The sequence below is a fragment of the Paenibacillus sp. Soil724D2 genome, assembly GCF_001427935.1.
Classification (GTDB): domain Bacteria; phylum Bacillota; class Bacilli; order Paenibacillales; family NBRC-103111; genus Paenibacillus_E.
Genome location: NZ_LMRY01000006.1, coordinates 206,008 through 219,136 on the forward strand (window position 1 = coordinate 206,008; position 13,129 = coordinate 219,136).

The 13,129-nt window shown below is 48.6% G+C and carries 11 protein-coding genes, 1 pseudogene and 1 riboswitch; of the genes and pseudogenes, 1 reads left to right on the top strand and 11 read right to left on the bottom strand.

From position 1 onward, the window contains the following. Positions 1-13 precede the first annotated feature (13 nt). Positions 14-865 (bottom strand): sugar phosphate isomerase/epimerase family protein, encoded by an 852-nt coding sequence (locus ASG85_RS08305; protein ID WP_060645908.1) that lies wholly within the window; start codon positions 863-865, stop codon positions 14-16. Positions 866-1,128: 263 nt separating this feature from the next. Between ASG85_RS08305 and ASG85_RS08310 the strand changes: the two genes are divergently transcribed. After that, positions 1,129-1,980, top strand: a complete 852-nt coding sequence (locus tag ASG85_RS08310) for an AraC family transcriptional regulator (RefSeq protein WP_057304184.1) — start codon at positions 1,129-1,131, stop codon at positions 1,978-1,980. A 239-nt stretch (positions 1,981-2,219) separates the two neighbouring features. Here the strand turns inward: ASG85_RS08310 and ASG85_RS08315 are convergent, their stop codons facing one another. The 10 genes and pseudogenes from ASG85_RS08315 to ASG85_RS08360 form a co-directional block, all read right to left on the bottom strand. Further along, a complete protein-coding gene (locus ASG85_RS08315; protein WP_060645909.1) occupies positions 2,220-3,335 on the bottom strand; it encodes an aminopeptidase in 1,116 nt (371 codons plus the stop codon). Between the two features lie 3 nt (positions 3,336-3,338). After that, positions 3,339-3,944, bottom strand: a complete 606-nt coding sequence (locus tag ASG85_RS08320; protein ID WP_057304182.1) for an ArsR/SmtB family transcription factor — start codon at positions 3,942-3,944, stop codon at positions 3,339-3,341. A gap of 279 nt (positions 3,945-4,223) precedes the next feature. Continuing rightward, positions 4,224-6,008 (bottom strand): phosphomethylpyrimidine synthase ThiC, encoded by a 1,785-nt coding sequence (thiC, locus tag ASG85_RS08325; RefSeq protein ID WP_057304181.1) that lies wholly within the window; start codon positions 6,006-6,008, stop codon positions 4,224-4,226. A gap of 13 nt (positions 6,009-6,021) precedes the next feature. Continuing rightward, positions 6,022-6,666, bottom strand: coding sequence for a thiamine phosphate synthase (gene thiE / locus ASG85_RS08330; protein ID WP_060645910.1), 645 nt, complete (start codon positions 6,664-6,666; stop codon positions 6,022-6,024). A 161-nt stretch (positions 6,667-6,827) separates the two neighbouring features. After that, positions 6,828-7,616 (bottom strand): annotated as a pseudogene (gene thiD, locus ASG85_RS08335) (bifunctional hydroxymethylpyrimidine kinase/phosphomethylpyrimidine kinase); the annotation flags it as partial. A gap of 190 nt (positions 7,617-7,806) precedes the next feature. After that, positions 7,807-8,574, bottom strand: a complete 768-nt coding sequence (locus ASG85_RS08340) for a thiazole synthase (protein WP_060645911.1) — start codon at positions 8,572-8,574, stop codon at positions 7,807-7,809. 5 nt (positions 8,575-8,579) lie between these two features. Further along, entirely contained in the window at positions 8,580-8,783 is a 204-nt protein-coding gene (gene thiS / locus ASG85_RS08345) for a sulfur carrier protein ThiS (RefSeq protein ID WP_047687046.1), read from the bottom strand. Next, entirely contained in the window at positions 8,767-10,101 is a 1,335-nt protein-coding gene (gene thiO, locus ASG85_RS08350; RefSeq protein ID WP_063860214.1) for a glycine oxidase ThiO, read from the bottom strand. Before thiO ends, thiS begins: the two co-directional genes overlap by 17 nt. Then, positions 10,102-10,722 (bottom strand): DUF561 domain-containing protein, encoded by a 621-nt coding sequence (locus ASG85_RS08355; RefSeq protein ID WP_060645912.1) that lies wholly within the window; start codon positions 10,720-10,722, stop codon positions 10,102-10,104. Between the two features lie 1,097 nt (positions 10,723-11,819). Further along, a riboswitch (TPP riboswitch) is annotated at positions 11,820-11,918 on the bottom strand. A 108-nt stretch (positions 11,919-12,026) separates the two neighbouring features. Continuing rightward, positions 12,027-13,127, bottom strand: a complete 1,101-nt coding sequence (locus ASG85_RS08360; RefSeq protein WP_060645913.1) for a Gfo/Idh/MocA family protein — start codon at positions 13,125-13,127, stop codon at positions 12,027-12,029. Positions 13,128-13,129 lie beyond the last annotated feature (2 nt).

The following is a 13,129-nucleotide window of genomic DNA, read 5'->3' on the forward strand; positions in this document are numbered from 1 at the left end:
ACCAAACAATTATTTAAGCCAACCATTGCTTCACTTTCGAAGCAAAATTGTTCAGCATCTCCTGCGAGCCATATTGACCGCTGAAATCTTCAATGCCGAGGTAACCGTCGTAGCCGACCGCTTTTAAGTCATTCAGCAGTTGCTTCCAATTGACGATCCCTTCGCTTAGTGGTGACCACTCGCTTTTCCAGAGTTTGATGCCATCTTGCTCTTCGCCAGTTGGGACCCATCTTGCATTTTTAACATGAACATGCGCTAGATAAGGTCCGAGCAGCTCAAGACCCATGCGGAAATTCTCGTATCCTTCATGCACCATGTTGCCTGCATCATGCAGAACCCCAATGTGATCTGAATTGAAGTTGGCAACCAAGCGATGTGCCAATCCAGCACTTGGTGTGATCGTATTATGGTGGATTTCAGTTAAGGCTTTAACGCCATACTGCTGAGCAAATTCCTGCACATGATGTAAATAGTCCACAGCCGTTGCATACAAGTCATTATAATTCTTGCTCTTGTCATAGCCAGGAACACCAACGCGAATGAAGGAAGCTCCTATTTTCTGAGCCGTTTTGAAAACATGCTCGGTTTCTGCAACATTACAAGCGTTTAAGTAAGGGGTGATACTCAAGTTCACTAAGTTATTGTTAACAGCAGCGAGTCGGAAACGTTCCAATTCTTCATCCGAACCATTCGGATCAATGGAACAAAGATTATTTCTCCAGAAAGATGGCTTCTCATTTACCGCGTCAGCAGGAATATCTTTAAAACGCCATTCAATGCCTTCAATCCCGGCAGCAACGGCCGCCTTTGCTAGTTCTTCTGGTGTCAGGTCAGGTGTCGCTACAGTAAACACGGATAATTTCATTTGAATATGCCTCCTAATTTCATTTGGGGCCCCCGCAAAGCATTGTCTAAACTCTTATCGAAGCAATTCGGTGATGTATAACCGCTTTAAATGGTAAGTTTAGACTCCGATCGAGCTAAAGCTCGATGCGGACGGAATATGCTTCAGAGCAGGTTGATTGTTTATCTATTCTTTATTTTGCAGTATAATAAAAACGTATTCATTGCATTAATTGGGCAAAAGTTTGCTAATATTGACTCCAGCTAAATAGAGGAGAGCTTCACATGCAGGAACTTTACCAGAATCTACATCGCATGATCAATTTCAGACATGCCGTGACCCATGATCCGATTCCATTGGATTTTCACCAGCACCAAGACCAATATGAAATTTATTTTTTCCTTACTGGAGATGTTCATTATTTCATCGAAAAACAGGTTTACCCTTTGCAGTATGGGGACCTGCTGATCATGCACAGTAATGAATTGCACAGACCTAATTTCCAATCCAAAAAGCAGCGATATGAGAACGTCGTGATCCATTTTAATCCTAGGCTGGTGGAGACGTTTAATTCTCCGCAGTTTAACTTGCTCGATTGCTTCAATAACCGGATATTTGGTGAGCAAAACCGGATGAGGCTGACTCCGCAGCAAATTGATGACATTATGAAGCTTTATGAGCGTATGGAAATGCATAAGCGACCTCAAGCGCTCCCAGGATCGGAAATCCTGTTTGTTTCAGCCTTTATCGAACTGCTCGTGTTTATCAATCGAATTTTCCAAAACCAGGGCAAACAAGAGGAACAGATCATGATTCCCGACAAGCTCTCCTCTCTATTCACCTATATTGACGAAAATTTAGATCAAGATCTATCGCTCGAGGTACTTGAACACGTCGTATTCATGAATCGTTCCTACCTATGCAGGCTGTTCAAAAAACACACAGGCAGCACCATTCATGAGCATATTTTGTTTAAGCGCATCGCCAAAGCGAAACAGCTGCTGCGCGAGGGCTCTACCGTCACAGATACGTGCCAGCTAGCAGGCTTCAACGACTACTCCAACTTTATCCGAACGTTTAAGAAGGCTGTCGGCCTTCCTCCTCGGCAGTACCAGGCCCAGCAGCGGCGGGTTTAATTGTGGACTGCGAGTTGGGCAGACGGCTAGATAACGAATGAAAAAGGTGCATTTGAAAAGGTTGCTAGACAGCAATAGAAGTGCCATTGAAAAGTCGCCAAACAGAAATTGAAAAAGGTCATAGAAAAAGGTCGCCCAAGTCTTTGTGACTTTGGACAACCTTTTTTTGTTGGGACTATGGAGAGGGTAATCAGAACAGGATGAAATCCTGAGAATAATTACCGAATATCTCGTCTACTCTATTTTAGCTTTTCCGGATTCAGCTGTAGAAGCTCAGGCAGTACGAAAATACCGTCCTTACGAATCAGCACATCGTCAAACCAAATTTCGCCGCCGCCGTATTCCGGACGTTGGATATTCACGATATCCCAGTGCAGGGAGGATTTGTTGCCGTTGTAAGCATCATCGTAGCAATTTCCAGGTGTGAAGTGGAAGCTGCCGTCGATTTTCTCATCGAAAAGCGTATCTTTCATCGGCTCTTGAATGTAAGGATTAACACCAATCGCGAACTCCCCTACATAACGCGCACCTTCATCCATATCGAAAATTTCATTAATTCGATCTGTATCGTTAGCTGTTGCTTTTATGATTTTACCATTTTCGAATTCAAGTACGATATTCTCAAAAATGAAGCCATCATGAGGCGTTGGTGTGTTGTAGGAAATGATACCATTCACCGACTCACGAACTGGAGCAGAGTAAACCTCGCCATCCGGGATGTTGAGCTCCCCATCACATTTAACGCCGCCGATTCCTTTAATCGAGAACGTCAAATCCGTGCCTGGTCCAACGAGGCGCACTTTATCCGTGCGATCCATTAGTTCTTTCAAAGCATCCATAGCTTTGGACATTTTGCCATAATCCATCGTACATACGTTGAAGTAGAACTCCTCGAACTCATCTGTACTCATGCTAGCAAGCTGCGCCATGGAGGATGTCGGGTAACGAAGAACGACCCATCTCGTATCCTTCACGCGGACATCAAAATGAACCTGTTGATAATAAATCGAATTGTACAGCTTCATCCGATCTGCCGGAATATCCGACAGTTCATAAATATTGGCTCCGCCGCGTACACCTATGTAGCCTTGCATTTGTTTCATTTGGAAAGCATCGGCATCTGCCCATGTTTGCATTTGAGCTTCTGTACCGTTCATGATGAGCTGACGCATAATCACATGATCCCTTACATTGACGAAAGGGTGCGCGCCAGCTGCGTGAACCTTTTTCACGATCTCTTTGACAAGAGCAGAATCAATGCCATACGCTTCTATCAAAATATTTTCGCCAGGCTGCGCCTTAACCGAATAATTCACAAGCACATCAGCGAGTTTCGTTAATCTTGGATCCAGCATACTTTATCTCTCCTTTTCTTCTACAACAGGGTCAAAAGACGGCTCATTCGTTTGAAAGCCGACCGTAGTCAAATAGAACCACTCCCCATTTTCTTCCTGCGACGCATCGAGCTCAAAAATAAGAGCGCGAAACTTTCTCAGCCATTCTGCATATTTCTCTTTGCTCATTTTGACTTCGACTTGGGTCATGATAATCGGCCATTGCGTACGATCAGAAGAAGGAATTTGAAACGCCTCTTCGGGGGCATTAATCGCTCTGCGTCTGGCACGTCCAAGTACGCTAAGCGTCCTCTCGCGATAGTAATTCTCTACCTCAGAGACGTAAGGCAGCAGTTTTTCACTAGGAACAAAGCCGCGGGCTACTGCACGATAAAATTTTTGCAAAATACCATTCTTCAGTTCCGTACGAACGACCGAAATCAAGCCATGCTTCTCAAGCTCATTCAAATGATAATGTACTTTCGCACGTGCCATTCCCAGCAGTTTGGCCAATTGCTGACCGGTGTAAGCTTTCTCTATTAGATAAAGTAACACCTTAGCGCGAAGTGGATCACTTATCGTTTTCAATTGCTCAAGTTCTTCAATAATATAAACCGGTTGCAGCTTCATATGGACTCGACCTCCCTCTATTGTACCAATCTTGCCCTTAAACATGCGCTCATGGTCAACTCTTAATCTCTTAATGAGATTAATTAAACGACGGTCAAATCTTTTTAACCGTATCATAATGCGAAAAGGATTTCATGTCAATTGCAGTCTCGGCAAGCATGAATGTCCTCATTTCTTACCATTTCAACGCTTTAACGGATTAACGAAGTTAAGCTTTTCTCTATGGTAGCAAAAAGGGACGTTTCTGTCACCCATAAATGGTGGAAACGTCCCTCAATTTTATCGATAAATTTGGCTTCCTGCTTCACGGAATTCTTTGGACTTCTCCTCCATGCCGCTGTTTCGCGCGGACTCTTCATCAAGCCCTTGTGCGTGTGCGTACTGCCTTATATCTTGCGTAATGCGCATACTGCAAAACTTCGGTCCACACATGGAGCAGAAGTGCGCTGTCTTCGCGCCTTCGGCCGGCAGCGTCTCATCGTGGTACTCGATGGCGCGTTCCGGATCAAGCGAGAGATTGAACTGGTCGCGCCAGCGGAACTCGAAGCGCGCCTTCGACAACGCGTTGTCGCGAATTTGCGCTCCCGGATGACCCTTAGCCAGATCTGCGGCGTGCGCAGCGATCTTGTACGTGATGACCCCAACGCGTACGTCCTCTTTATTCGGCAGGCCGAGATGCTCCTTCGGCGTCACATAGCACAGCATCGCCGTGCCGAACCAGCCGATCATCGCTGCCCCAATGGCAGAGGTAATATGGTCGTAGCCTGGCGCAATGTCGGTCGTCAGCGGTCCAAGCGTGTAGAATGGCGCTTCTTGGCAAACTTCCAGCTGACGGTCCATATTTTCTTTGACCAGGTGCATCGGCACGTGGCCTGGTCCTTCAACCATGACTTGGACGTCGTGCTTCCAAGCAATTTTCGTCAGCTCGCCAAGTGTTTCCAGTTCGGCGAATTGAGCTTCATCGTTCGCGTCCGCGATCGAGCCAGGGCGCAGTCCGTCACCAAGCGAGAAGGCGACGTCGTAAGCTTTCATAATTTCACAAATATCTTCGAAATGCGTATAGAGAAAGTTCTCTTGGTGGTGAGCTAGGCACCATGCAGCCATGATGGATCCACCACGGGAGACAATACCCGTTACGCGCTTAGCTGTCATAGGGATGTAACGAAGCAGTACGCCCGCATGGATCGTGAAATAGCTAACACCCTGTTCTGCTTGCTCAATCAGTGTGTCACGGTACACTTCCCAAGTGAGGTCCTCTGCTTTGCCGTTCACTTTTTCGAGTGCTTGATATAGCGGCACCGTTCCAACAGGAACCGGGGAGTTGCGGATGATCCATTCGCGTGTTGTATGTATGTTTTTCCCTGTCGATAAATCCATAATCGTGTCGGCGCCCCACCTGGTAGCCCACGTCATTTTTTCTACTTCTTCTTCAATGGAAGAAGCGACGGCGGAATTTCCGATATTGGCATTAATTTTCACAAGGAAGTTGCGTCCGATGATCATCGGCTCGCTTTCGGGATGATTAATATTGGAAGGAATGATAGCACGACCAATAGCAACCTCTTTGCGAACGAAATCAGCATCGAGATTCTCTCGAATCGCAATGTACTCCATTTCAGGTGTAATGATGCCTTGGCGCGCATAATGCATCTGAGTCACGTTGCATCCTTGCTTAGCTCGGAGCGGTCTACGGTGTAAACCTGGGAATATTTCAGCGGCCCCTTTTGCATCAGGAGTTGCGAGCCCATTATCTTCTGGCTTCACTTCACGTCCAACATAAGATTCAACATCACAACGCTCTTCGATCCATGTTAAGCGATTAGCAGGAAGACCCTGACGGATATCCGTTTTCAATTCTATGTCGGTATATACACCACTTGTGTCATAAACCTGCACAGGCTCATTAGCTACTTCTTCTCCGTGTAGATTTGTGGAGGTACCCAAAGAAATTTCCCTCATTGGCACTTGAATATCTGGTCTTGAGCCTTGTACATATACCTTTTTACTACCTGGAAATGTCGAAATTTGGACGTCTTTTACGGAACTACTATTCGTCGTTGTCATGCGAATTCCTCCTCTATTTGATGTTTCTAAGCAGCTCAGCTGTAGCTTCACGGGGGGAGTGCGCGCTTGCAATCGCGCTTACTACGGCTACGCCATCCGCCCCTGCGAGGATGACGCGGGATGCATTCGCAGCATCGATGCCTCCGATGCCAACGAGCGGCAGCCGGATACCGCCTGCGCGAATCCGCTGGATGACGGCAGGCCCCTGGACCTCACGCGCATCCAGCTTCGTGCGCGTGGCGTATTGGGGGCCTACGCCCAGATAGTCGGCGCCTTCGGCGAGCGCCGCCCGGGCTTCTGCGAGATCGTGGGCCGAGACGCCAACGATCATGTTTTTCAGCCGCTGCCGCACGGCGGCGGCTGGGGCGTCTTCTTGGCCGATGTGAATGCCATCGGCCGCAAGCTCTAGAGCGAGCCCTTCATCATCGTTGACGATGAAGGGGATCGCGTGCTGCGCGCACAGGCGGCGCAGCCGCGCGCCTAGCTCGAGCTTCGCCGCCCCCTGCAGGGCTCCGGCGCCCTTCTCGCGGAACTGAAACATCGTGATGCCGCCGGCAATCGCTGCCTCCAGCACAACATACGGGTCAGCCCCGCCACAGTTCGGACTGCCCATGACCAGATACAGACGCAGCGCTTTGCGCAGCTGCTCGCTATTCATCGTGCACCTTGAGTGAAAACATCCTCGTTGACGAAAATGTCATTTAAGTTAGCCGCATTAGCTTCAGCGTCCACAGCCCTATCACTCTTTAGCTGCCCGCTAGCTGACGCGCTATCAAGCTCATTCGCCACCGAGCGTGCATTGCTCGCTCTAACTCCACGTTGATATGCCCAATGGTTCGTAGGGCCATGACCGCTGCCTATGTGTAATGGCTCCGCAATTGCAGCTTGGATGAATCTTTTTGCCAGTTGGATGGCTTCTTTCGTCGTTAAGCCCTGCGCAAGTCCCGAAGTGACCGCAGCAGCAAACGTGCAACCTGTGCCGTGTGTATGCTTGGTAACCAAGCGTCTGGACGAAAACTCCGTGAATGCCTTCCCGTCAAACAACAAATCAGTGGCATGCTCCGTATTCACTTCATGACCGCCTTTAATCATCACGTTCTTGCAGCCGTAGAGATGAATCCGCTTCGCAGCCTGCTGACGCGACTCGCTGTCCATTATTTGCAAGCCGCTAAGCGCCTCAGCTTCAGGTATGTTCGGTGTAACCACATCGGCCAGCGGCAATAAAGAGTGAATCATCGCATCAATAGCCTCTTGCTGAAGTAAGGAGGCGCCGCCTTTAGCTATCATCACTGGGTCGATCACGACACGCTCCCACTTGTAGGTTTGTATCGCTGCAGCTACGATTCGTATAATCTCACCACTGAATAACATCCCTGTTTTGAGCGCATTGGGAGGTAAATCCTCCCCAATAGAGGCCAACTGCTGCTCGATCGCTTCAGCGCTCATTGGATAAACCCCTTGAACACCCAGCGTATTCTGCGCTGTCACGGCGGTAATGACCGACATCCCATAAACGCCCAGCTCTTGGAACGTCTTCAGATCTGCTTGAATCCCCGCACCTCCTCCGCTATCCGAACCCGCGATCGTCAATGCTTTGTAAACAGACATCTTACTCCCCCTTTCAGCTTCAACCTCTACATGTCCGTCCTCTCAGACACAATATCTCAGCTTCACAACAGTTGCGGCTTCTTTAGGCTCGGTTTCTGAGCCTATCTTAGTCAATGACGCACGTAAGCTCGTTTCCAAGCCTATATGCTTATTCTAATTTCTTTGCTAGCACCATAAACCCGAAATACGACTAAACGCGACTAAAGCCCTCCATCGGACTACTAGCCGATGCGTACCGCTTCTTCGGAATACGCCCCGCTTCGAAGCCGGCACGTCCGGCTTCAATCGCCAATTTCATGGCATAAGCCATTTTGACTGGATCCTTGGCACCCGACACAGCGGTGTTGAGCAGCACACCATCAGCTCCCATCTCCATAGCTAGCGCCGCGTCCGAAGGAGCGCCAATGCCCGCATCGACGATTACAGGTACGGTTGCTTGCTCAATAATGAAGCTCAGGTTCAGCGGATTAATGATGCCTTGACCTGTTCCGATTGGCGATGCGCCAGGCATAATGGCATGAACTCCGAGGGCTTGCAAGCGTTTGGCTAAAAGAACATCATCTGATGTGTACGGCAGCACAATGAAGCCCTCCTCCAGCAGCATTTCCGAGGCTTTCAACGTTTCAACCGGGTCAGGCAGCAGCGTCATCTCGTCTCCAATAACCTCGACTTTGATCATGTCGCATAATCCGGAAGCCTTCGCTAGTCTCGCGATACGTACAGCTTCTTCAGCTGTTTTGGCGCCTGCTGTATTCGGCAGTAAAGTGAACTTCGATACATCCAGCATCGACAAGAAATTAGGCTGACTCGCTTCAAAAATATTCATACGCCGCACCGCAAACGTCAAAATCTGAGATTCACTAACCTCAACCGACTGCTTCTGAATATTGAAATCGGGGAACTTTCCCGTGCCTAGCAATAGACGTGAACGAAACTCGTAAGGACCGATTTTTAACATAAGAATTATCCTCCTCCAACAAAATGAACGATTTCGATTTTGTGTCCTTCAGAAAGCTCAACTTTCGCGTGATCTTCTTTTTGTAAAATGTTTTCATTATGTTCCACGACGAGCATTTTCTCACTCAAATCAAAATGCGCGAGCAGCTCCTCAATAGTTCGGATCGAATCTGGAATATCTACGCTTTGCCCATTAATGTGCAGCTTCAATGCTGTACAGCTCCTTTCCTGCGGCTGACAATAGTTTCCCTTCACCCCGCCCGATCCGCTTCGATTGCCCAGAAAGATCAGGACTAAAAGCATCGAGCAATGATCGCAAAGCCGAAAAGGTCTGTGCTCCTGTCTCTGATTCTGCCTCGGATCCTGTCCCTGGTCCTATTTCCGAACCCGTCTCTGATCTCGTCTCTGATCCGGAAACAATCTCAAACCCTAGCTCAAGCTCCGGCTGAAAGTTCTCCTCTCCCCCGCCCAAAACGAAATCCGCAATCACCTTACCGGTGATCGGACTGAGCAAAATCCCATTGCGGTAATGCCCGCAAGCGGCATATAAACCATCGTACGCCGGCACTTTGCCGATGTACGGCAGCCCGTCTGCCGTCTGCGGTCGCAGACCCGACCAAGCTTTCTCCCACTCGGCTTCGCCTAGCACCGGCATGAGCATCCTCGCGCGATCCATCAGCTCAGCCAGCCCAGCCAGCGACACCTTGCGATCGTAGCTGTTTGGCACTACGGTCGCGCCGACCAGCAGTCTTCCTCCGGCTTTCGGGACGATATAGCACCCTGTCGTGAACAGGGTCTTTCTGGGCAACGGCTTCGTCGTAAGAACAGAGAAGCACTCGCCCTTTACGGGATACACCGGCAGGTCGACGCCGATACCTGCCATTAGCTGTCCGCTCCACGTGCCTGCCGCCACGACGACGTGGTCGCTATAGAGCGGACCTTCGCTCGTCATAACCCCGACGGCTCGGCCTCGCTCCGTCAGCAGCCCTTGGACCTGGGCGAATTCCTGCACCTTCGCCCCCAGCACCCGGGCTGCCTGCGCGAACGTCGCCGCTAGCAGCGGCGCCTCTACCTGCCCATCGCCCGGCAGGTATAAGGCTCCGCGCGTCGCCCCGCTCAAGGCGGGCTCGAGCTTGGCGGCTGCAGCTGCGCTCAGCCACTCCGCCTGCTCGCCCGCTGCGCGTTGGAGCTTCTCTCTCGCGCGCAGCTCTTGCTCTTGAACGTCGCTGAGCGCCACGTTCAGCAGACCTTCACGGACTAGACCGATGTCGATGCCCGTGAGAGCTTTCAGTTCCTCGCTCAGCTGGGGGAACATCGCTCGGCTTTGCCGGGCCCACTGGAAAAGCGGTCCTGTATCCTCCATCTCGGATTGTGCTCCGAGCATGCCCGCCGCCGCCGACGAGGCTTCCATACCAAGTCTTCCGCGCTCGAGGAGCAGGACGGACTGGCCTCGCTTTGCCAAGTTATAGGCAATCGAGGAGCCAATAACTCCGCCGCCTACGATGATTACATCGTTCATATGTTTCATTTATCCCACCTCCTTTCGCTCAAGCTCTCTGGTGTAAGCTTTCACTGCTGTTAGCGGGTCTTCCGCTTCCCATATCCCACTCATCACAGCTATACCGGAGGCTCCCGCTTCCAGAACTAGCCTCACCCGCTCATGTGTCATACCTCCGATCGCAATAATCGGAATTGTTACTTGGGCTGCTACATCACTGAGCGACCCCAACCCCCGAGGTGGGCTGCCCAACTTAGAATTCGTAGGAAAAATATGACCGAACATCACATAATCCGCCCCCTCCCGCTCTCGCTGCTTTGCTTCCTCCGCACTATGTATCGATACGCCGATCCTCTGCACTCCCTGACAGAATTCTCTTAGGGTTGAAAGCGGCGGGGTGCTGCCCTGGAGCTGTAATCCGCCTAAAGCTGCAGCCGTGACAATGGACGGGTAACCATTGATATATAGGCTTTTCGCCGGAATACCTGATTCGAGCAAAAACTGGACACCTAAGAAAATCTCGTCTAATGATTTCGTCTTTTCACGTATATGAATGGCCGTAACATAGGGGTGAATCTCAGCTGCAACCGCCGCCAGCTCTGTCCACGCTAGCCTGCCATTGGAAATGACATGCAGTTCATACCCAGTCATGATGAGTCTCAACTCCTTTCTTGCGCTACTTATTCAGCTTAACTTTCCGATTATAAGCATGTTTTTCATCGCTACGGAGACACATTCCCACTTCACACTAACTTTAGTGATGAAAAACATCACTACAGAGCGAAAATCTCCTTATTTCGACCTCATATTCGGGTTTTAAGCATGTTTTTCATCGCTACGTAGACACATTTCCCCTTCACATTAACTTTAGCGATGAAAAACATCACTACAGAGTGAAAATCTTCCTATTTCAACCGTATATTCAGGTTTTAAGCATGTTTTTCATCGCTACAGAGACACTTTTCCTCTTACACTAACTTTAGCGATGAAAAACATCACTATAGAGCGAAAATCTCCCTATTTCAACCTCATATTCGGGTTATAAGCTGTTTTTCATCGCTACGGAGACACATTCCCACTTCACACTAACTTTGTGATGAAAAACATCACTAAAGAGCGAAAATCTCCTTATTTCAACCTCATATTCGGGTTATAAGCATGTTTTTCATCGCTACGGAGACACATTCCCACTTCACACTAACTTTAGCGATGAAAAACATCACTACAGAGCGAAAATCTTCCTATTTCAACCTCATATTCGGGTTATAAGCATGTTTTTCATCGCTACGGAGACACATTTCCCCTTCACACTAACTTTAGCGATGAAAAACATCACTACAGAGCGAATATCTCCCTATTTCAACCTCATATTCGGGTTATAAGCATGTTTTTCATCGCTACGGAGACACATTCCCCCTTCACATTAACTGTAGTGATGAAAACCATCACTACAGTTCGAAAATCTCCCTATTTCAACCTCATATTCGGGTTTTAAGCATGTTTTACATCGCTACAGAGACACTTTTCCTCTTACACTAACTTTAGCGATGAAAAACATCACTACAGTGCAGAAATCCAGATAGAATCGCAATTTAAGGCCCAGCTACTTTCTGTGCCACACACGGTATGGAATGGGTTTAAATAAACAATTTCACCAAAGAACTTAATTTCAGGCACGAAAAAAACCACTTTTCCAAAGAAAAGTGGTTGTAGGTTGCGCCGCCTAATAAACATACAAAGATGGGGCTCCAATGATCGTTCCACTTTCCTCCGCTGGTATGACCCAGTTCAGGTTCAAAGGGTTCAGATTGCTCTGTCTCAGCCTTGCGGCGCCCCTAGGGATTCATTCGTATGCAATTGTTAAATATCATAGCACGTCATCCATCACTTGGAAATAAAAATTTTTATTGAAAATTTTTACTCCTTTTTCTATTCAACAGATCTATCAGCAACGATCAAAATTCAATCGTTTCCCCCGTTTTTGCCGATTCATAAATGGCCTCCAAAATCTGAGTAACAACAAAGGCCTGCTCAGGTTTAACAAGAGGCTCCGTGTCATTGAGAATACTTTCCAGCCATTGTCTGGCCTCTTTCACACCTGGCTCTTCGGCACCTGCGTCGAAATAAGCGATGCCTCCGCCTGTTGTTGCCTTGGTTTCGACTAGCTTTCCAAACTTAGCGCTGTTAAACACTAACTCACCTTTGCCCATTGCAGGGCTGCCTTTCATTTCCGCTCCGCCCTCTGTCCCGCACAGGGTAGTCATAGCTTCTCTGGTATCGGTTATATTCAGCGCCCAAGCGCATTCCAGGAATATCGTTGCCCCATTCTCCATCTTGATAAATCCGAAGGCTGAATCTTCTACTTCATAGGTTTCCGGATCCCATGGACCGAACAGATTGCCTTCGAACTTATCACCTAATTTATGGAAAACTGAACCTGTCACCGATTTTGGCTTGTAGTTGTCCATGAACCAGAGAGATAAATCCAGCGCATGTGTGCCAATATCGATCAACGGTCCGCCGCCTTGCTGTTCTTTGTCCGTAAAAACGCCCCAGGTCGGAACTCCGCGTCTGCGAAGGGCATGGGCTTTGGCCATATAAATATCGCCGAACTCACCATGGCGGCATGCTTTGTACAATACCTGTGAATCGTCTCGGAACCTATTTTGGTAACCGATCGTTAATTTTCTTCCTGTCTTCTTGCTTGCCTCTAACATCTTTTTAGCTTCAACAGAATTGATAGCCATCGGCTTTTCGCACATGACATGCTTGCCCGCCTCCAACGCAGCTACCGTTATGAAGGAATGTTGGAGATTGGGAGTCAACACATGAATAACGTCTATAGACTCATCTTGCAATAATTCCTTATAGTCCAAATAAACTTTGGCCTGTTCCGTCCCAAATTCCTTTGCAGCTTTCACGGCCCGCTCTTCAACGATATCGCAGAAAGCAACCATTTCGCCTAAATGGGTGAGTTTGGCTAAAGAAGGCATATGCTTTTGGTTGGCAATGCCGCCGCAGCCTATAATTGCGATTTTTAATTTAGCTGATGACATGA

What these genes read in the sequence shown, in the direction of transcription:
- ASG85_RS08310 (WP_057304184.1), top strand. Translation starts at nt 1,129, where the DNA reads ATGCAGGAACTTTACCAGAATCTACATCGCATGATCAATTTCAGACAT.
- ASG85_RS08360 (WP_060645913.1), bottom strand. Translation starts at nt 13,127, where the DNA reads ATGTCATCAGCTAAATTAAAAATCGCAATTATAGGCTGCGGCGGCATT.
- ASG85_RS08305 (WP_060645908.1), bottom strand. Translation starts at nt 865, where the DNA reads ATGAAATTATCCGTGTTTACTGTAGCGACACCTGACCTGACACCAGAA.
- thiC (WP_057304181.1), bottom strand. Translation starts at nt 6,008, where the DNA reads ATGACAACGACGAATAGTAGTTCCGTAAAAGACGTCCAAATTTCGACA.
- ASG85_RS08315 (WP_060645909.1), bottom strand. Translation starts at nt 3,335, where the DNA reads ATGCTGGATCCAAGATTAACGAAACTCGCTGATGTGCTTGTGAATTAT.
- ASG85_RS08355 (WP_060645912.1), bottom strand. Translation starts at nt 10,722, where the DNA reads ATGACTGGGTATGAACTGCATGTCATTTCCAATGGCAGGCTAGCGTGG.
- thiO (WP_063860214.1), bottom strand. Translation starts at nt 10,101, where the DNA reads ATGAAACATATGAACGATGTAATCATCGTAGGCGGCGGAGTTATTGGC.
- ASG85_RS08340 (WP_060645911.1), bottom strand. Translation starts at nt 8,574, where the DNA reads ATGTTAAAAATCGGTCCTTACGAGTTTCGTTCACGTCTATTGCTAGGC.
- ASG85_RS08320 (WP_057304182.1), bottom strand. Translation starts at nt 3,944, where the DNA reads ATGAAGCTGCAACCGGTTTATATTATTGAAGAACTTGAGCAATTGAAA.
- thiE (WP_060645910.1), bottom strand. Translation starts at nt 6,666, where the DNA reads ATGAATAGCGAGCAGCTGCGCAAAGCGCTGCGTCTGTATCTGGTCATG.